Source organism: Pseudoleptotrichia goodfellowii, assembly GCF_007990505.1.
In the GTDB taxonomy this organism is placed as follows: domain Bacteria; phylum Fusobacteriota; class Fusobacteriia; order Fusobacteriales; family Leptotrichiaceae; genus Pseudoleptotrichia; species Pseudoleptotrichia goodfellowii.
Window position 1 is genome coordinate 1421630 of the sequence record NZ_AP019822.1, and the last position, 19691, is coordinate 1441320.

Genomic DNA, 19691 nt, shown 5'->3' on the forward strand with positions numbered 1-19691 from the left:
AGATTCACAAATATAACTGCACTTCATAATCTTTTTCATTTTCTGAAGAAACTAAAACTGTAGCTTTATCTCCGATTTTATAATAATTTCTTATTTTCTTTTCGGAATCTCCTTCAGAATGATAGACTTTTCCGTCATCGGTTTTTACAACAATTTTCATTAAATGTCTTTTATTAACTGTGTACTTTGTTTTTACAATATCAACAACTTTTCCTTTTTTCTCTATTCCCGAAATTTTTAACTGTTTCGATTTTTTGTCTTTTTTAAATACAGACCTTAAAAATACAATTCCTATTGTTGTAAATATCAGTTCTATCATTATTGTCACTATAAAAGCTATCAAAATAGGATTATCTTTTGCAGGTGATACTAAAATTCCTACTATAAATACTATTTGAAACACTATACCTATTACTCCAAGTAATGTAAGGCAAATTCCCGCAAGTAATTTTAAGTTTCTTTCTCTCATTTTACTATCCTTTCAAAAATTTTTTCATAAAATATCTGATATGATTTTCAGGACAGTCATTTAAAACTCCGAATACTTCATATCCGTATCTTTCATAGAAATCTTTTGCCTGAAAATCAAATGTATCTAGATGTACCAAATAAAGCTTATTTATAGATGCTTCCTTTTCCACTTCTTTTAGCAGTTTTTCTCCTATGCCTTTTCCTCTATATTTTTCTGAAACCCACAAAGTATCTACATAAATACAATTCCAACAATACATTCTTGAAATAATACCTGCTATTATTTCTCCCTTTTCATTTTTGATTTTCTTATCAAAATTAACAAAATTAACTTCCTGTGTTGCAGGAACTTTAGATAAATTATATTCAACCAGTTTACTAATCAGATATTCTTTTTCTTCGTCATTACAGTCTTCTATCTCATACATTGTAATACCCTTTCTTTATCTAACAAAATCAAAACAACGTCTGTTGATTAGTTGCTGATAATTCAGGCACACAGTTATATGTTTTCAACAAATCAACGACAGTTTTATTAAGTTTTGTTCTTTTTACCAAATCTTCTATTGATAAAAATTCACCGTTTTTTCTTTCGTTTATTACATTAATCGCTACCGCTTCTCCAAGACCGTCCATTGCAATCAAAGGCATTCTTATCTTTCCGTTTTCTATCCTGAACTGCCTTGCATCGGATTTATAAATATCTATCTGCATCAATTCTATTCCTCTGTAATGCATTTCTATCAGAATTTCGTATAAAAACAGCTCTTGTTTTTCCTTTGCATTAAGGTTACCTTTTCTGTCAAGTTCGGTTCTCGATTTTTTCAATTCGTCGATTGGCTTAAACATAGCAGTCATTTTAAAATCTTCGACTTTTCTGTTCAAGAACGCAGTATAAAATTCCAAAGGATAATGAACTTTAAAGTAAGCTATTCTCACAGCCATCATTACGTATGCTACCGCATGTCCTTTCGGGAACATATATTTTATTTTTTCGCACGAATCTATATACCACTGTTTTACTTTGTGTTCTTTCATTATTTTTGAGTATTCTTTCCATTTTTCAGGATTTTTTGTAGGCTGCCCTTTTCTGACAAATTCCATTATAGTAAATGCAACGGATTTATCAAGACCGTTATCAATCAAATAGTTCATAATATCATCACGCACTGTTATTATTTCACTAAGAGTTGCTGTTCCGTTTCTTACATACTCCTGTGCATTATTAAGCCATACATCCGTTCCGTGAGACAGTCCCGATATTCTGACAAGTTCCGCAAATGTAGTCGGCTTTGTATCCACAAGCATTTGTTTTACAAATGAAGTCCCAAATTCAGGTATTCCTGATGAGCCCACAGGAGATCCGATTTGTTCAGGAGTTACTCCCAGTGCTTCTGTTCCGCTGAACAGACTCATTACTTTTTTATCATCAAGTGGAATAGTATAAATATCTATTCCCGTCAAATCCTGCAATATTCTCAAAGTAGTCGGATCGTCATGTCCGAGTATATCCAGTTTTACAAGCTGCTCGTCCATTACGTGATAATCAAAATGGGTCGTTTTCGAGTCTGCATTTACATCGTTTGCCGGTCTTTGAATAGGACAGAAGTCATATATTGATTTATCTTTCGGCACGACTATCATTCCTCCGGGATGTTGTCCTGTAGTTTTTCTCGCCCCTTCGCAGCCTTTGGCTATTCTCATTATTTCAGATTTTCTTTTGCTTATTTCAGTTGTTCCTTCTACTTCCTCAAAATATTTTTTTACATAGCCGAAAGCATTTTTTTCTGCCAATGTGGAAATAGTTCCCGCTCGGAACACATTATCCGAGCCAAAAAGTTCTTCTGTATATTTATGTATTTCTCCCTGATATTCTCCCGAAAAGTTCAAATCTATATCAGGAACTTTATCTCCGTTAAATCCCATAAATACTTCAAAAGGTATTGCATGTCCGTCTTTTATATATTTAGTTCCGCAATTAGGACAGATTTTATCTTCCAAATCCACTCCGCTACCTTCCAACTCCGTAAATTCACTGTGCTTACAGTTAGGACATCGGTAATGAGGATAAAGTCCGTTTACTTCGGTTATTCCCATCATATATGCCACAATTGAAGATCCTACTGATCCCCTCGACCCTACGAGATAACCGTTATCAAGAGATTTTTTCACAAGCTTTTGAGCTATAAGGTAAAGCACTGCAAAACCGTTCCCGATAATTGAATTAAGTTCTTTTTCTATTCTTTCGTTCAAATGTTCGGGAACATTTTCTCCGTATAATTCATGTAATTTTTCATAGGTCATTTTTCTGACTTCGTCTTCCGCTCCTTCGATTTTCGGCGGATAGAATCCTTTAGGAATAGGTCTTACACTTTCTATCATATCATTTATTTTATTTGTGTTTTCTACGACAACTTCATAAGCCTCGTCATTTCCGAGATAGGAAAACTCTTCCAGCATTTCTTCGGTAGTTTTAAAGAATAACTTTTTATCATAAGAAAATACACGTCTTCCCATTCCGCTTCCCAAAACAAGTACACTTCGGTTTATTGCTTCTCTTTCCTCAAGATAATGCACATCTCCCGTAGCGACTACAATTTTATCGAGTTTTTTCCCTAAATCGTAAAAATACTTATTCATTTCCAAAACTATTTTCGCATTTTCATTTTCTATAAGGCTGTCTCCTTCCAAATCCGCATAATTGGAAAGAGGCTGTATTTCAATATAGTCATAAAATTTTGCTTTTTCTTCTATCTCTTCTCTTTCAGTTCCACGTAAATATAGATTTACAAGTTCTCCGCTATTTCCAAATACTGCCGATGCCGAACTTGCAAGAAGGAGATTTTTTCTCATATTGTTTAACAGAGTTTTGGGTATTCTCGGTTTTTTGTTTCCGAAAAACTCTATATGACTTCGTGAAATCAGTTCATACAAATCTCTTAATCCGTCCTGATTTTTAACAAGTATCATCGTATTAAGCGTATCGGCATTTTGAATATTTGTCTGTAACTCCTGATTTATCTCGCTCAACTTTAAAACCCCACGGCTAAGGACCATATTCAAAAATTTCTGAAAAATTTCCGCTGTAGCTTTGGCATCATCCACAGCTCTATGGTGATTGTCCAGTACGACATTAAAATAATTTGCTATATATTTCAAGCCGAATCTTTTCTGTTCGGGCAGCAGTATTCTTGCCCAGTGAAGTGTATCTATTACGCTCGGAGAATATTCCAATCCGAGATTTTTAGCCTTTTGATTAATAAATCCCACGTCAAATTTAGCATTATGTGCTACGACAGTCGTATCTTTACAAAATTCCAAAAATTTCGGTAATACAGTTTCAACTTTTTCAGCATCTTTTACCATATCGTTTGTTATATTCGTAAGTGCTGTAATTTCCTCAGGAATATCAATTTCAGGATTTATAAATACCGAAAATTCGTCTATTATTTCTTTTCCTTTAAGTTTTATAGCTCCGATTTCGATTATTTTATCTTTATAAGGGTCAAGTCCTGTCGTTTCTATATCGAATACTACATAAATCTCATCTTCAATTAACCGATCTGCAGGTTTCGTTATCATTTCCTGCTCGTCATCTACGACATAGGCTTCCACTCCGAATATTATTTTAAAATTCTCGTCCGATTCTTTGTACGCAAAAGGAAACGAATGAACTACTCCGAAATCCGTAACAGCAACTGCACTGTGTCCGAATTCTTTTGCCCTTTTCGCCAAATCTTTGGCAGACACTACACCGCTCATCTCACTCATATTTGTATGGGCGTGAAGTTCCACTCTCTTTTTCTCGGCATTATCAAATCTTTTGGATATTTTAGGTTCAATTTTATCGACTTTTTGAGTTCTTATATAAAACTCTCCCGTAAATTTATCAGGTTCAAATATCCCGTTTACTTTTACCCAGTCATTCAAGCTAATTTTCAAAGTTTCATTATTTTTCGGGAAAATCACACATCTGATAGAATCCGTATAATCAGTAATTAAAAATTCGTATTTAAGATTACCGTTTTTCGTTTCGGAAATGTTTATATCAAATATTTGCCCTTCGAGTGCTATTCCTTCGCCCGAATTTAAGTTTTCAAGTATACTGAACTCACTTGCTTCTCTGTTTTCGACTTTTCTTCTGAAGCCGTTATATGCTGTCGTTACTTTATTTCCGTTCTGCTGATCTTTTGTTTCATCTTTTTTAATCTCGATTTTAGGCACTTCTTCAGCTTTTACATCTCTTTCCAGATGTTTTTTCTTTTCTTTTATTTTTTCCTGAATTTCTTCAAAATCACCGTTTGTAAATTCTATATTAAATTTCTTATTTGTTATATCAAAAATTCTGTCGGACAACTCTTTTAAAATCTCGATTTTTCTGCCTTCTTCTATCATATATTCAGACGGAAGTTTTATAAATACTTCATTTTCAAAGCTTTCCACTTCATAATTGGCAAAAATGTACTGATGTCTTACACTTTCGGATTTATAATTTTCTATTATAAATCTTATAAACTCCGTAACATCTTTTTCAATAATTTCAGGCTTTACACCTATTTTTATTTTCAAGGTCAAATCATTTCCGAAATTTTTATGTATAAGCTGTCTTAATTCTTTCAGCTCTTTATTTGCATCATAATGATTTATTATTACATGTATTTCCATTTCTTTTTTTTGGGAATACAGATTTATATATTCTATTTCAAAATTTTTCATATCATATTTTACCGTAAATTTATTATCCGGTTTTAATTTTAAATATCTGGCTGTCATTCTTCTATCCTTTATCAATTTTTATAAGTTCAATCCGAAATATTTCAATTTATCTTTATAAATGTCCTGAAAATGAAGGCATGTATCTGTCAAATATTCTTTTTCTGCAGAATATTCGGAAAGTCCTCTTATATAGTATTCTTTTTCTTCTTTTAGAACAATAAAAGGAATTATATTATTAGCTAAACATTCTTTAAACATAATAAGTCTACCTACTCTACCGTTTCCGTCCTGAAAAGGATGTATCCTTTCAAACTTCACATGAAAATCAAGAATATTTTCCAATGTTTTCTTCTCAATATGATTGTATTCTCTCAACAATTCTTCCATTTCTTTTTGAACATTTTCAACTTCCGTTGTTTCGACTATATTTCCTATTGTATTCTTTAAATCCTTATAATCTCCTATTTTAAAATATTTCAGTTTTTCTTTTGATGTCCCTGTCCACATTATTTTATGAAGTTCTTTAATCATATCTTCGCTTAACTCTTTATTCACATTGTCAATAATATAGTCAAATGTTTTAAAATGATTTTTTGTTTCTATAATATCGTCTATCTCTATTATTTCGCCTTCAGTAATATGCAGTTTGCCGGTATCGTATATATCTGCAGTCTGTTTCAAACTAAGTTTACTGCCTTCAATAGCGTTTGTATGATACGACATTTGAGTTTGAGTATAATCATAAATCGAATTTCTGAGTCCGCTTTCTCTTTCTTCTCTGAATCTGTCTATCAAAGGCAGATTTTTCAACTGTTCCGAAGTCATTTTTTCTCCTTTTTTAAAAACAACTTTATTTTTTATATTATACAATATTCCGGAAATTATATAAAGAATAATTTTATAAAGAAAAAAGAAACTTATACCGACTTTACAAATAATTGTTAATGATTGAGTCTATTATTAAATTTAGATATCAATTTTTCAAAATTATTTTTTCTTTTTCAAAAAATATGCTATAATCTTTTATATATTTTGAATGGAGGATTTTATGGGAAGACATGGTACAATAGCAGGACGTAAAGAGGCACAGGACAGAAAAAGAGCTGCTTCTTTCACTAAATTTGTAAGACTTATAACTGTTGCCGCAAGAAACGGTGCGGACCCTGAATATAACGTAGCATTAAAACATGCTATAGAAAAAGCCAAGGCTATAAATATGCCTAACGATAACATTATGAGAGCCGTAAAAAAAGGTTCGGGAGCTGACGGTTCTACAAACTACGAAGCATTAAGCTACGAAGGATATGGACCGGGAGGAGTTGCGATTATTGTAGAAGGACTGACAGACAATAAAAACAGAACTGCTTCTTCAGTAAAAACGGCATTTGACAGAAACGGAGGAAATCTTGGAGTTTCAGGTTGTGTTTCATACATGTTTGAAAGAAAAGGTGTAATAGAAATAGAAAAAACAGATAAAACATCCGAAGACGAGATAATGGACATAGCCCTTGAAGCAGGAATGGAAGATATGCAGACTTATGACGACAGTTTTTATATCACTACTGCTACAGACAGTTTTGATTCGGTTTCTTCAGCCTTAAGAAACGCAGGATATGAGTTGTTGGAATCCGATATAGAATTTGTTCCTTCAATAGAAGTAGAAACTCTTTCTGAAGGAGATTCGGAAAAACTCAGAAAACTTATAGATATTCTTGAAAATGATGATGATGTGCAAAAAGTTCATCATAATTACGCAGGAGAGTTATAATTAAAACTGCTTTATATTATAATTTTATACCCGCTTGGTTATTTCAGTTTTTATACTGAATTTATGACAACGCGGGATTTTTTTATAGAAAATTTTATCGGAACTAACTGATTTCATGCATTACAACAGAAAAATTATAATAAAAAATCGCCTCTTTATTTCAAGACGATTTTTCTATTTATCCGTTTAATTGAAATTTATTTTGGAGCGGAAAACGAGTCTCGAACTCGCGACCTCAACCTTGGCAAGGTTGCGCTCTACCAACTGAGCTATTCCCGCAATTTTTGCTCATAAAGAAATATTACATTATTTTATTGATAATGTCAACTGTTTTTTTGATTTTTTCTTTTTTGAATCCCGCTATATATTACTACTATGATTGTTATGACTACTGCTCCTATCCAACCCCAATAAATATAACCTTTACTTACTTCTTCTTCAAAAACCCCTGTTAAAGAATAACGGAATATTTCGGACAACGGTATTTCTTTATTATCTTTCCAAATAAGATAAACCAAATTAAGCATTTCAGCAATATATATTCCGAAAAATCCCATTATAAAAGAAACGACATAACCTATTATCATTTCAGTTTGAGATAATACATCATTTGCTGTTTCATAATAAAATTTACTTTTTTCTCTTACTGTATTATAATTTTCATTGATATTTTTTTCTTTATTCTTGACTCTGCAGGCAACTGCAACATATCCTACATATCCTCCGAAATAAATCATTACCGTCATTATAGGATGATATGCATTCATTATCGCTGTGATTAATAGATATATGAGTATAGCTCCTATTAGTCCTGCTACTGCTCCTAACATCCCTACCATAATTACTTTTTTACTTGTTTTATTTTTCTCCATTTTTCCTCCTGATACCTTAGAATTAATATTTACCGAATATTATTTCCCTTTAAAATATTTTCTGTTTTTATCTTCAGCATTGTCATTATCAATCACTTTAAAGCTTTCTGTGTCAACATTTTCGACTTTAATGAACTTATTTCCATCTCTATAATATATATTATTTTTATCTTTATAATAATTTGTACTGAATATAGGTGTTGAAAGATTTTCAAAAGTTTTCAAATCAACATTTTTGCTCTCCATAGGTACTATTTTTATATTTTCCGCTCCTGTTTCTTTAACATCTTCATCATTAATGAGATGAATTCCTTCAGCATTTTTAAATATATTTTCGATGTCTGAAATAATTTGAAAATTTTTAGAAGTTAATCCCAATTTTTTATTTTTATAATAGATATTACTTTTATCTTTACCGAAAAGAGATGTCGATTCAAAAGTTTTTCTATCAACTCCTTCCAGTTTTTTATCCTCATAATAAATATTATTTTTATCTTTATAAAATGTATATTCCTGTTGAAATCTTTCGAAAGTTTTAACATCTGCATCATTTAACACTCTCATTCCATTATCATCAACATAATATACGTTGTTTTTATCTCTGAAATAATTTTCAAATCTTTCAAAACTTTTTAAATCTACATTTTTAATCTCAATCTTGATTATATCTGTTTTTTTATTTTTGTCATTTATAATATATAAACCGTTTTTATCTGCGAAAATCCCCTTATTGCCTTCAAATGTTTTAAAACTGTCGGCATCTATACCGCTTAATTTTTTCTCTTTATAGTAAACATTACTTTCATCTGTCGAAAATTTTTCGTCTAAGGCTTCAAATAATTCGGTATTTGCTCCGTTAATTCTTTTTATAACCCCGTATTCTCTATAATATATACTTTTTTTATCTCTATAGAAGTTTATATCATCATTAACAGTTCTACGTGGACCGTAAATAATCATATCAAAACTATCCAGATCCAAATCCTCAATTTTCAGAGGTTTAATTACTATATTATCATTTTCATTTTCAAAATTATATATCCCGTTTTTATCTTTTATAAAATCATAATCAAATTTCTTGAAACTTTTTCTGTCTATTCCTTTTATTTTTTGATCTTTATAATATATATTATTTTTATCTCCTGTAATCTCATTTCCAATGAGTGTAAAAGTTTCAGGGTCGGCATTGTCTATTTTTTTTAAATATATCATACTCTCATCGGAATCAATATAAGAGTAATAGACATTATTTTTATCTTTATAATAAAGATTTTCGACTAAGTAATCTTTAATAACTCCCTCAAAAGTTTTTAAATCTATTCCTTTTAATTCCAATACGATCACTTTTACATCATCGTTTTCATTGTTTTCCTGTATATAATAAAGATTTTTATTATCTTTTATTAAATTATATGCTATTATTTCAAAGCCTTCAGGACTTACGCCATCAAGTTTTTTTGTTAAATAATAAACACTGTTTTTGTCTCTTGAAAATAAATCAATCACCAAAGTTTCAGGATCTGCTCCTTCCCATTTTTTGAGCCCTTCATCTGAATGATAATAAACATTATTTTTATCTGCATAAAAAGTTACCATTTTATTTTTATATATATCGAAAGTATCTATATCAATATCGGAATTCTTTATAATCTCTATATTTGGATTAAAATCAAAATATTGATACGAGTTTTTGTCATCTTTTGCAAAATATTCATCTAAAATCTGAAACTTATCAGAACTTATAAAATCTATTTTTCTTCCTCGATAATAAACATTGTTTTTGTCTTTTGCGAAAGAGTTTTTCATAGAGCCGAAGGTTTTATTATCAGCACTTTTCAATTTTCTGATGTTTTTATTTTCATTATCTAAATAATAAACACTATTTTTATCTTTTACATAATAAATATCTTCGTATTTGTATTCAACTTTTTTTCAGCTGGCATCAAAGTTTCAATATCTGTTTTTATTTTTAATTTTTTTATATTTCCTGTTTCTTTATCAAAATAATAAACATTATTTTTATCTTTTACAAAGTTGGAAGTATTTTCGTCTTTATTTTCTAATATTTTAAAATCTTCAGTATTAATTCCTGTTTTTACTTTTATTATATTATTATCATTCAAATAATAAAAATTGTTTTTATCCTTTAAAAATTTTCCTCCGATAAAATCATCCAAAGTAGCGAAATCAATCTTCAAATTATTTATATTTTTTAACTCTAACTTATCGTCTCGGAAACTTTCTCTTTTGAAAATATCTATAGCTAAATAATAATCATCCTTACTGTTTTGAATAATATAATTATCGAAAAATACTTTTATTATCTTAAAACTGTTCGATTTCATATTATCTAATTTCTTCCCAAAATAATAGACATTATTTCTATCTTTTGCAAAATAATCTTTTATAACTTCAAACGTTTTATTATCCGCATTTTCTATTTTTTCAAAATTTTCTTCATATTGGAAATAAACATTGTTTTTATCTTTAAAATAATTATTATCAACTAATTCAAAACTGTTTACATCGACATTTTTTATTTTCCTTCTTGTATAAATATTAAATACGTTTTTTTTATCTTTAACCACATAATTATTTAATATTATAAAACCTTCGGGACTTAATCCTTCCACTTTTTCTCCGAAATAATAAACATTCTTACTGTCTTTCGTAAAATCATCTTTTATTGCAAAGTATTCAGCTTTTATTATATTTCCTGTCAAAATAAGTAGTACCATAATTTTTAATAATTTACTTTTCATCTATATCCTCATCCTTTTTTTCAGTTGTTTCGGACATCTTTCCTACACCCTCAATTCCACTCTTTTTTCATCTATTTCATCTTTATATTTTTCAAGTACAGGATTTATCTCCTTATTTATAAAGTCTTCTGTTTGCTGCTCTGCAAATCCTGTATAATTTTTTGAAACAAGTATTCCTTCCATATCTTCTGACTTAAGCCCGAGTCTTCCGTCTTTTATAATTCTATCAATCAGGTTATTCGGCTTTCCATTTATTTTTATTTCTTTAGTTTCTTCCATAGAAAGTTCTCTTATTATTTCATGTACTTCCTGTCTGTCCATTCCTTTTTTTACGGACTCCATTATGATATTTTCCGTAGCCATAAAAGGAAGCTCTTTTTGAATATTCGCTTCTATAACTTTAGGATAAACTACTACTCCGTCCATTATATTAAGCCATATTATGAGTATGGCATCTACTGCAAGAAACGCTTGCGGCACTGACAACCTTTTGTTTGCCGAGTCATCCAGAGTTCTTTCAAACCATTGTGTTGAGTAAACCAATGCCCCGTTCATTGCCGAAGACATTACAAATTTTGCAAGAGATGAGATTCTTTCACTTCTCATCGGATTTCTTTTGTATGCCATGGCACTGGATCCTATCTGATTTTTTTCAAAAGGTTCTTCCAGTTCTTTCAAATGCTGCAACAATCTGAAATCATTAGTAAATTTATGTGCAGATTGAGCTATATTTGACAACAAATTCAATATTTGAGCATCAGTTTTTCTATCGTAAGTCTGTCCCGACACTCCCTGCTTTATTTTAAATCCCGCTTTTTCAGTAACCAGTTTATCAAGTTTTTTGACTTTTTCAAAATCCCCGTCAAAAAGCTCTTTAAAACTTGCCTGTGTTCCGGTTGTTCCCTTCACTCCTCTATATCTCAGTTTTTCAAGCCTGAATTCCAGTTCCTCAAAGTCCATGAGCAATGAATGAAGCCATAAAGTTCCTCTTTTCCCTACTGTTGTGAGCTGTGCCGCCTGAAAGTGAGTAAATCCGAGAGTTGGAAGAGATTTATATTCAAGTGCAAATTCTTTCATTCTTTTTATTAAAGCCAACAATTTTTTTCTTATTATGATAAGTCCGTCTTTAATCTGTATTAAGTCCGTATTATCTCCTACATAAGCACTTGTGGCTCCCAGATGAATTATTTTCCGTGCATTTATTGCTTGCTCCCCATATGTATGAACATGAGCCATTACATCGTGTCTGAGTTTTTTCTCAAACTCTGCTGCCTTTTCAAAATTAATATCGTCTTTAAATTTTTTAAGTTCTTCAATTTGCTCATTAGAAATAAAATCAAGTCCTAATTCTTTTTCCGCTTCAGCCAGTATAATCCAAAGTTTTCTCCATGTTCTGAATTTATTTTCAGGAGAAAAATTGTAAAGCATTTCTTCACTTGCATATCTTTCCTCTAACGGATTTGAATATTTGTCCAATTAACTCACTCCTTTATTATTTAATTTTAACTTTATCTATTAAATCATACCTATAAATATTCTGACTTCTTTCAGGTCCCACAGAAATCATAGAAACATTACATTTTAATTTTTTTTCTATATATTCAACATATTTTTTGCAATTTTCAGGTAAATCGTCATAATTTTTTATTTGAGTTATATCTTCTTTCCAGCCGTCCAGTTCTTCATAAATTATTTTAAGATTTTCGGACTTTCTCAAGTTTCCTGGATAGGAATTATAGATTTTTCCGTTTATTTCATATCCTACAGCAACCTTGATTTTTTCAAATCCTGTAAGCACGTCCAGTTTTGTCAGTACAATATCAGTCAGTCCGTCAATCAATGCTGCATATCTTCCTATTACCAAATCGAGCCAACCGCATCTTCTCGGTCTGCCTGTTGTCGCTCCGTATTCATGTCCTACAGTTCTTAATTTTTCTCCTGTTTCATCATTCAGTTCTGTCGGAAAAGGTCCTTCTCCCACTCTTGTAGTGTATGCTTTCATCACTCCCAATATTCTGTTTATTTTTTTCGGAGAAACGCCTGTACCTACCGTTACTCCTCCTGCCGTAGGCGAAGATGACGTTACATAAGGATATGTTCCGTAATCAATATCAAGCATTAATGCCTGTGCTCCTTCAAAAAGAACCGTTTTTTCATCTTCTATAGCTTCATTTATCTCAACAACACCGTCTATTATTCTATGTTTTATTTTTTCTCCGAGTTTTATAAATCTGTCATACAATTCATCAAAATCAAACACGGGTTCACCGTATCTTGTAAGCATATCATTTTTTTCTTTTACATTCCATTCGAGTTTATCTCTGAATCTTTCCGAATCAAGCAGATCCCCTATTCTTATTCCGTTTCTTGCGATTTTGTCAATATAACACGGACCTATACCTCTTTGTGTTGTCCCTATTTTATTTTCTCCCATTGCCTCTTCTTTCGCCTTATCTATTTCAATATGATACGGCATTATAATATGGGCTCTCTCATCAATAAAAAGATTATCCATATTTTTTCCTCTTTTTTCAAGTTTTTCCATTTCATCCAGTAAAACTTCAATATCTACAACTACTCCTGCACCTATTATACATTTGCCGTCTGAATTTATAATTCCCGAAGGCAGTAAATGTAAAATAAACTTTTCATCATTTACTACAACTGTATGTCCTGCGTTGTTTCCTCCCTGAAATCTCACAATATAGTCTGCTTTGGGAGACAGTACATCTATTATTTTTCCTTTTCCTTCATCTCCCCATTGTGTCCCTACGATTACAAAAGTGTTATTTTTCATCTTTTTGCTCCTCCTCTTTTTTTACAATGCCTATATACGGCAATGTTCTATGTTTCTGTGCAAAATCTATTCCGTATCCTACTACAAATTCATCAGGTATCTTAAATCCTGTATAATCTATACTTATTTCAGTTTCCCGTCTTTCAGGTTTATCAAGCAATGTACATATTTTTATTGTTTTCGGATCTCTTGTCATCAATATTTCCATAACTTTTTTCAAAGTATTTCCTGTATCGATGATATCCTCTACAATAACGACATTTCTTCCTCTGACATCTTCCTCAAGATCTTTTTTTATTTTCACATCCCTTGAGCTTTCCATTTCGTTTCCGTAACTGGATACTACCATAAAATCAAGTGTTGCTTCAGTTTCAAGTTCCCTTGCCAAATCGCTTAAAAATATAACCGATCCTCTGAGCAGTCCTATAAGCAGTACCTTTTCTCCTTTAAAATCCTCATCTATAAGCCTTGCAAGCTCTTTTACTTTAAGTGCTATTTCTTCTTTTGAAATCAATGTGTCAATACTGTAATTGAACATAAATGCTCCTTTCAGAGATTATAATTTTGAAATGAATAATTTGTTTTACTAATAATTTTACTATATTTACATTAATTTTTCAAATGCTTTTTTCGGAACAGGCTTCTCTACTTAACTGCTCCTCAATATTTCAAATAAAATTTTTCCACTGCAAATCTCCTATCCGTTAATCAATTCGCTCATTTTCAGATCTTCAAATAAATTATAGACATTTTCAATTTCAAATAAAATATTCGACTGAATTATAAACAGATTCTGTTTTTCTCCCAAGTCATAAGATACTCTTTTCAATAAATAAGAATTTTTTTCGACTGCTTTTTCCAATAATTCTCGTGCTTTAATCCTGTCTTTATCTTTCAACAGATAAGCCAGATTCAGATAATCCGATGCAGTCGCATTACTATTTTTTATAATGTTTTCATAAAAATCTGCAGCTTTTTCTTTATCAAAATAATTGTAATAATTTCCTAAAACAGCATTATTTCTAAAAAGTAAAATGTTTTTATCTGTAATATATTTTTTAACTTTTTCGTATTTTTTTCGGTACATGTATAATTGACATAAGCATTCCAATGCAAAATTTCTATATTTAAAATCTTCTTCCACTGCATGTTCATAAATCTTTTCAGCCTTATCATATTCTCCGACAGCAACATATTCCAATCCTAAGAAGCATTTATACATATTTTCTGTATCTTTATCCAAATTTCTGTTTTTATTACTTAAAATTTCTTCCAACATAGTTCTGTACCTTTTTCTTTTTGGAACGGGTCTTCCTTTAATCAAAATATCCAGATGGTGAATTGCAAAAAGAGAAGTGTCATTTATTTCAGCACCGTTTTCAAATATAGACGGTGCGACAGACGAATGGATAGGTGATTCGTTATAATGAATCATTTTATTATTTCTTATCAGTCTTAAAATATGTACTTCAGCCCATTTTCCAAGCCCTGAATGTTGGTACGACAAAATACCGTATCCCCAAATATTATCTTTTATTCGGGATAGAAATTCTTTCAGCGAAACCTCTCCTAATTTCCCGAATCTCTCATCTGCATCCAAAATGAGAATCCAGTCATATTTTGCTTTTTCCATGTAAAGTTTTCTCGCAGAATCCAATAACAGATTGCTACCGTCCAACACAATACTTCCCAATGATTCGGCTATTTCTCCGGTATTATCCGTGCTGCCGTTATCCACAACGATTACTTCATCCACATAAGGCTTGACAGACCGTATACATTCAGCAATATTTTCTTCTTCATTCTTGGCTAAAATACATGCACTTATTTTAATCATTTTATTTCTCCTGTTTTCTTAATTTCAAAGTGTTTATTATTAATTTTTCTAATATACTCTATTATAATTTTTTTATTCTTTAATAGTTGTTAATAATAAATCACAGCTAAATTATAACTGTGATTCAAATCTTTAAAATTCATAATGTATCCACATGCCGACTATAATAATTATTTTTTCTTCTTCTAATATACGATATACAAGTCTGTGTTGCCTATTAATCCTTCTTGAATAAAGTCCTTTAAAATTCCCGACTAAACTCTCATACGTCGGAGGAACTTCAAATGGATTCCTTTTGAGAATATCAAATAAATTATTCACATTTTTTTTAATGGAGAATGTTGTTTTATTTTCTCTTTATCTTTTATAGCTTGTTTCATAATTTTTATCCTATATTTTTCTACCATTCAAAATTCTCATAATCTTTTTCAGTTCCAAATAACCCTTCTGCTAATCTTTCTTTCATTCCTATCACAGAAGTTAAATAAAGGGTTTCTAATAATCCGTTATATTCAGTTTCACTTATAATAATTGCATTCCCTTTTTTGTATTTACATTGATAATATCATTGTAGTCTATTGCTGCATCCAAAAAAGAAAACAAATTTTTTCTTAAATTAGTAGCATTTGTATTAGTCATAACATCACTACCCTCTATGTACATAATAAAGTACACATGTAAAAAAATCAAGTTTTTTTTAAATTTTTCACAATTATCTCAAAAGTTTTACAAAAAAAGCCCAATTCGATATAATATCGTCTTGCACTTATATGTCAATTTTCTATTAGTTTGATGGTGCCCAGACGCGGAATCGAACCACGGACACAGGGATTTTCAGTCCCTTGCTCTACCGACTGAGCTATCTGGGCATATTTTTATTAATGGCGGGTGAACAGGGATTCGAACCCTGAGAGCTGTATAATAGCTTTATCGGTTTTCGAGACCGACCCCTTAGCCGTTCGGACATTCACCCATAAGGTGTTTCTTCCAAAAGATTTTTCTAAAAAAAATACCACAATTTTAGATTATGGTAACAAAATTAATGGTACGCCCTAGGAGAATCGAACTCCTGTTACCGGGATGAAAACCCGAGGTCCTGACCTCTAGACGAAGGGCGCATAAGTGGTGGATCCAGCTGGACTTGAACCAGCGACCACTCGGTTATGAGCCGAGTGCTCTAACCAGCTGAGCTATGGATCCGTAATGGCGTGCCTGAAGAGATTCGAACTCCTGGCCCACGGCTTAGAAGGCCGTTGCTCTATCCAACTGAGCTACAGGCACACATTATGTATGTTTTAATGGTGAGCCATACTGGAATCGAACCAGTGACACCATGATTAAAAGTCATGTGCTCTACCGACTGAGCTAATGGCTCATAATGGAGCGGGAGACGAGGGTCGAACTCGCGACATTCAGCTTGGAAGGCTGACACTCTACCAACTGAGTTACTCCCGCATAATTATGAAAGTTTTAAAATCTAGTGGTGCCTCGGGCCGGACTTGAACCGGCACGGTAATAATTACCACAGGATTTTAAGTCCTGTGCGTCTACCGATTTCGCCACCAAGGCATAATCCTCAATCACACTGACAAGGTAGATTATATATTTTTTCTACAAATTTGTCAAGGACTTTTTTTCATTTTTTTAACTTTTTTTTGATTAGGTGCTTTTTATTATTTTCTTTTCTCTTAAGCACCTAATCATTTTATAAAATTTCTCGAAAAATTTCAAGTTAATTTTTAATTAATTTTTGTTTGTATGATGAACTTTAAACTTGTGTATTATTTCCTTCTACATATTCTCTTATAATATTTTCAGCTTTTCGGACTATTTCATCATATGTTCCTTCAGGCTTAAATCTTTCCAATGCAGCTACTTCAATCTTTTTAGGTTTAGGGAATTTCATAAATCTTGAATATGCTTCAAACCCTCCTTTTATACCTAAACATTGTATATCCACATTCAATTCTTTCGCTATTATCGCAAATACTTTTTTAAATTTACCTACTTTTCCGTCTTTAGTTCTTGCTCCTTCAGGGAAAATAAGTACATTTTTTCCTGCTTTTACATGAGCCGCTATTTCTTCGACACTTTTCTTTATATTTTTATTTATATCAATCAGAACAACATTTCCATTGGATACGAGCAATTTCATAATTCCTTTTTTAAAATACCAGTCTATTGCTAAAAACATTGTGTTATAAAGTATTTTATGCGGCAAAAGACTTCCTAAAACTAACGAATCGATAAAACTTTGGTGATTTGAAACAAATATCTGCTGTTCGGCACTTATTTTATCTCTATTAACTCTTTTCAATCGAAAATAAACTTTTAATGTTACATCCAGCAAAGGTCTGAGAACTTTAGTTACCCAACGATTTTTTTCTTCAACTGCAGGAGCTTCTTCTATTATTTTTTTCCAATCCACTTCAGAATCTTCTATTTTAGTTGCCTTTTCGTTTATATATTCGGATAATGCTTTTAAGTTTGACATTTCGGAAAATTGTTCTTCATTAAGTTTTATTCCGAAACTGTTTTCAATGTAAGCAAAAAGCTCTACTATATCAAGGGAATCCATTCCGATTTCCAATTCAAGATTTTCTTCAGGTAGAGGCTCTATCCCTTTAAGTTTTTTTATGTATTCTTTCAATATTTTATAAACTTCGCTATCAGGTTCTTCAACTTTTTTCTTTTCAGTTGTATTTTTTTCATACAAATTAGGAAGCATAAATCTTCTTACTTTTCCTACCCTTGTTTTAGGTAGTTCTTCTTCATAAAGTTTATAATCCAATATTTTTTCATGATTATGAACAGTTAAATTATAATCTTCTATTACATTTTTAATATACGCATTTATATTGGTAATTCCTTTTTTTCTAAATTCTACCAATTCCGGAACTATAATAGCGGCAATTTTGTCATTATGTCCGAATACTCCTATTTCTTTTATTAAATAATTACTTTTTGCTATAACTTTATTTTCAATAGTTTCAGGATCAATATTCTTACCGTTTGATAATACAATCATACTGTTTTTTCTTCCACGTATTGTAATGTATCCTTCATCATCAATCGTTGCCAAATCCCCTGTTTTGAACCATCCGTCTTCAGTCATTACTTCTGCTGTTTTCTCAGGTTTGTTATAATAACCTTTCATAACAATAGGACCTTTTACCCACAGTTCTTCATCTACTACTTTTACTTCTATATTTTCAAGTTTTTTTCCTACTGTTCCGATTTTTCTTTCTTTTTGAGAATTTACTGCTATTACAGGCGAAGTTTCAGTCAGTCCGTAACCTTCAAGTGAGTATATCCCTAAAATTTCATAAAATTCAGCTATTTCAGCATCCAGTTTTGCTCCTCCCGAAACAATAAAATCAAGATGTCCTCCAAACTTGTCATGAACTTTCTTAAATACTTTTCTTCTCAATTTCATTGATTTTATTTTGCTCATCGTTTTATAGATAAATCTCGTTATAAATTTAGCATCTATCTGCTGTTTTATACCGTCATAAAAAAGTTTAAAGACTCTCGGCACTCCTATAAGAGCAGTTACTCTGTTTCTGCTTAATGCTTCCAATATTTCTTTACTTGCTATTTTTTCTACAAATACTATTGATGTTTGATGTCTCAACATTAATAAAACAGTTGCAGTCAACGGCAATATATGATGAAACGGAAGCAGTGCCAATATCTGATCCTCGTGAGTAAAAATATTTTTAGCAAATATTCCGTCCATTTCCGTATTCAAATTTTTATATGTAAGCATTACCCCTTTGGGAAGTCCTGTAGTTCCCGAAGTATAAAGCATTACTGCCGTATCTTCATCTTCAGGATTATACAATTCAAATTCTTTATTTTTTATGATTTCCAATTTTTCTTTATCAATAGGATAATTATCAACATTGACAATTTTAACCTTATCTTTTAATCCATAAGATAATAAAGCCTCTTTTATATTTTTTTCAGTTTCGTTTGAACATATGATTACTTCGGGATGAGAATCTTCAAGAACATATAATATTTCTTTCGGATTACTTGCCGAATCTATTGTAATCGGTGCAGATTTTTTATCCCATACTGCAAAAAAGCTGTAAATCCACTCAACTCTGTTTTCCATTATGATTAATCCGAATTTATTTTTATCAAGTTCAATTACATTTTCGGAAAAATATTTTATTTTATTTACCACCTCAGTATAATTAATATGATTATTTTCAAAATCGACTAATGCCAATCTGTCAGTTTTTTGTAAAAACATAATTTCTCCTTTTTCAAGCAAATACTCTTTCAAATCTGATTTTATTCTTTTAAATATTATTCATTTGAGGGGATTCCGGAAATATTCGCTTTCTGTTTTTTAATTAATTATATCATAATTTTTCAAATAATAAAACGGGGATGTTTGTAAGTGAGATCTGCAGTTAATCTCACACTCCCATTATCCTTAATCTCTCAGATTTTATGA

The 19691-nt window shown here is 31.1% G+C and carries 14 protein-coding genes and 9 tRNA genes; 1 reads left to right on the forward strand and 22 read right to left on the reverse strand.

Going from position 1 to position 19691, the window contains the following annotated elements:
- Nucleotides 1-4: 4 nt before the first annotated feature.
- From FVE72_RS06985 to FVE72_RS07000, 4 genes are read right to left on the reverse strand one after another with little or no spacing between them, the layout of a single operon-like run.
- A complete protein-coding gene (locus FVE72_RS06985) occupies nucleotides 5-469 on the reverse strand; it encodes a hypothetical protein (protein WP_026737786.1) in 465 nt (154 codons plus the stop codon).
- Nucleotides 470-473: 4 nt separating this feature from the next.
- Nucleotides 474-899 (reverse strand): GNAT family N-acetyltransferase, encoded by a 426-nt coding sequence (locus FVE72_RS06990; protein ID WP_036056130.1) that lies wholly within the window; start codon nucleotides 897-899, stop codon nucleotides 474-476.
- Between the two features lie 28 nt (nucleotides 900-927).
- Nucleotides 928-5244, reverse strand: a complete 4317-nt coding sequence (locus tag FVE72_RS06995; protein ID WP_036056131.1) for a PolC-type DNA polymerase III — start codon at nucleotides 5242-5244, stop codon at nucleotides 928-930.
- A gap of 21 nt (nucleotides 5245-5265) precedes the next feature.
- Nucleotides 5266-6012, reverse strand: coding sequence for a Fic family protein (locus FVE72_RS07000; protein ID WP_026737789.1), 747 nt, complete (start codon nucleotides 6010-6012; stop codon nucleotides 5266-5268).
- Between the two features lie 223 nt (nucleotides 6013-6235).
- On the opposite strand from FVE72_RS07000, the gene FVE72_RS07005 reads away from it, so the two are divergent.
- On the forward strand, nucleotides 6236-6955 hold the full coding sequence (locus FVE72_RS07005) for a YebC/PmpR family DNA-binding transcriptional regulator (RefSeq protein WP_026737790.1): 720 nt from the start codon (nucleotides 6236-6238) through the stop codon (nucleotides 6953-6955).
- Between the two features lie 203 nt (nucleotides 6956-7158).
- Here the strand turns inward: FVE72_RS07005 and FVE72_RS07010 are convergent.
- The 18 genes from FVE72_RS07010 to FVE72_RS07100 all read right to left on the reverse strand — a co-directional run bounded on the left by FVE72_RS07010 (nucleotide 7159) and on the right by FVE72_RS07100 (nucleotide 19484).
- Nucleotides 7159-7234 (reverse strand) — tRNA-Gly (locus FVE72_RS07010).
- 44 nt (nucleotides 7235-7278) lie between these two features.
- Nucleotides 7279-7827 (reverse strand): hypothetical protein, encoded by a 549-nt coding sequence (locus tag FVE72_RS07015; protein WP_146966517.1) that lies wholly within the window; start codon nucleotides 7825-7827, stop codon nucleotides 7279-7281.
- Nucleotides 7828-7866: 39 nt separating this feature from the next.
- Nucleotides 7867-9732, reverse strand: a complete 1866-nt coding sequence (locus tag FVE72_RS07020) for a DKNYY domain-containing protein (RefSeq protein ID WP_408634692.1) — start codon at nucleotides 9730-9732, stop codon at nucleotides 7867-7869.
- Nucleotides 9720-10589, reverse strand: coding sequence for a DKNYY domain-containing protein (locus FVE72_RS07025; RefSeq protein ID WP_026737794.1), 870 nt, complete (start codon nucleotides 10587-10589; stop codon nucleotides 9720-9722). Before FVE72_RS07025 ends, FVE72_RS07020 begins: the two co-directional genes overlap by 13 nt.
- Before the next feature lie 42 nt (nucleotides 10590-10631).
- A complete protein-coding gene (gene purB, locus FVE72_RS07030) occupies nucleotides 10632-12065 on the reverse strand; it encodes an adenylosuccinate lyase (protein WP_026737795.1) in 1434 nt (477 codons plus the stop codon).
- A 16-nt stretch (nucleotides 12066-12081) separates the two neighbouring features.
- Nucleotides 12082-13386: an adenylosuccinate synthase gene (locus FVE72_RS07035; RefSeq protein WP_026737796.1), complete on the reverse strand. Its 1305-nt coding sequence runs from the start codon at nucleotides 13384-13386 to the stop codon at nucleotides 12082-12084.
- Nucleotides 13376-13924: a hypoxanthine phosphoribosyltransferase gene (gene hpt / locus FVE72_RS07040; RefSeq protein ID WP_006806743.1), complete on the reverse strand. Its 549-nt coding sequence runs from the start codon at nucleotides 13922-13924 to the stop codon at nucleotides 13376-13378. The genes FVE72_RS07035 and hpt overlap by 11 nt, the downstream gene beginning before the upstream one ends.
- 159 nt (nucleotides 13925-14083) lie before the next feature.
- Nucleotides 14084-15223, reverse strand: a complete 1140-nt coding sequence (locus FVE72_RS07045) for a tetratricopeptide repeat-containing glycosyltransferase (RefSeq protein ID WP_006806782.1) — start codon at nucleotides 15221-15223, stop codon at nucleotides 14084-14086.
- 132 nt (nucleotides 15224-15355) lie between these two features.
- Nucleotides 15356-15544, reverse strand: coding sequence for a Txe/YoeB family addiction module toxin (locus FVE72_RS07050; RefSeq protein ID WP_232049429.1), 189 nt, complete (start codon nucleotides 15542-15544; stop codon nucleotides 15356-15358).
- Nucleotides 15545-16016: 472 nt separating this feature from the next.
- A tRNA-Phe gene (locus FVE72_RS07060) sits at nucleotides 16017-16092 on the reverse strand.
- Between the two features lie 13 nt (nucleotides 16093-16105).
- A tRNA-Ser gene (locus FVE72_RS07065) sits at nucleotides 16106-16196 on the reverse strand.
- Nucleotides 16197-16266: 70 nt separating this feature from the next.
- Nucleotides 16267-16341 (reverse strand) — tRNA-Glu (locus FVE72_RS07070).
- 5 nt (nucleotides 16342-16346) lie between these two features.
- Nucleotides 16347-16423: transfer RNA gene (locus FVE72_RS07075), tRNA-Ile, on the reverse strand.
- A 4-nt stretch (nucleotides 16424-16427) separates the two neighbouring features.
- A tRNA-Arg gene (locus tag FVE72_RS07080) sits at nucleotides 16428-16504 on the reverse strand.
- Nucleotides 16505-16522: 18 nt separating this feature from the next.
- Nucleotides 16523-16598 (reverse strand) — tRNA-Lys (locus tag FVE72_RS07085).
- Nucleotides 16599-16602: 4 nt separating this feature from the next.
- Nucleotides 16603-16678 (reverse strand) — tRNA-Gly (locus tag FVE72_RS07090).
- 26 nt (nucleotides 16679-16704) lie between these two features.
- Nucleotides 16705-16792 (reverse strand) — tRNA-Leu (locus tag FVE72_RS07095).
- 199 nt (nucleotides 16793-16991) lie between these two features.
- Nucleotides 16992-19484 (reverse strand): AMP-binding protein, encoded by a 2493-nt coding sequence (locus tag FVE72_RS07100; protein ID WP_026737797.1) that lies wholly within the window; start codon nucleotides 19482-19484, stop codon nucleotides 16992-16994.
- Nucleotides 19485-19691 lie beyond the last annotated feature (207 nt).

Excerpts from the sequence above, each read along its gene's own strand:
- FVE72_RS07045 (WP_006806782.1), bottom strand. The coding sequence starts at position 15,223 with ATGATTAAAATAAGTGCATGTATTTTAGCCAAGAATGAAGAAGAAAAT.
- hpt (WP_006806743.1), bottom strand. The coding sequence starts at position 13,924 with ATGTTCAATTACAGTATTGACACATTGATTTCAAAAGAAGAAATAGCA.
- FVE72_RS07100 (WP_026737797.1), bottom strand. The coding sequence starts at position 19,484 with ATGTTTTTACAAAAAACTGACAGATTGGCATTAGTCGATTTTGAAAAT.
- FVE72_RS06995 (WP_036056131.1), bottom strand. The coding sequence starts at position 5,244 with ATGACAGCCAGATATTTAAAATTAAAACCGGATAATAAATTTACGGTA.
- FVE72_RS07015 (WP_146966517.1), bottom strand. The coding sequence starts at position 7,827 with ATGGAGAAAAATAAAACAAGTAAAAAAGTAATTATGGTAGGGATGTTA.
- FVE72_RS07025 (WP_026737794.1), bottom strand. The coding sequence starts at position 10,589 with ATGAAAAGTAAATTATTAAAAATTATGGTACTACTTATTTTGACAGGA.
- FVE72_RS07035 (WP_026737796.1), bottom strand. The coding sequence starts at position 13,386 with ATGAAAAATAACACTTTTGTAATCGTAGGGACACAATGGGGAGATGAA.
- FVE72_RS07000 (WP_026737789.1), bottom strand. The coding sequence starts at position 6,012 with ATGACTTCGGAACAGTTGAAAAATCTGCCTTTGATAGACAGATTCAGA.
- FVE72_RS06985 (WP_026737786.1), bottom strand. The coding sequence starts at position 469 with ATGAGAGAAAGAAACTTAAAATTACTTGCGGGAATTTGCCTTACATTA.
- FVE72_RS06990 (WP_036056130.1), bottom strand. The coding sequence starts at position 899 with ATGTATGAGATAGAAGACTGTAATGACGAAGAAAAAGAATATCTGATT.
- FVE72_RS07005 (WP_026737790.1), top strand. The coding sequence starts at position 6,236 with ATGGGAAGACATGGTACAATAGCAGGACGTAAAGAGGCACAGGACAGA.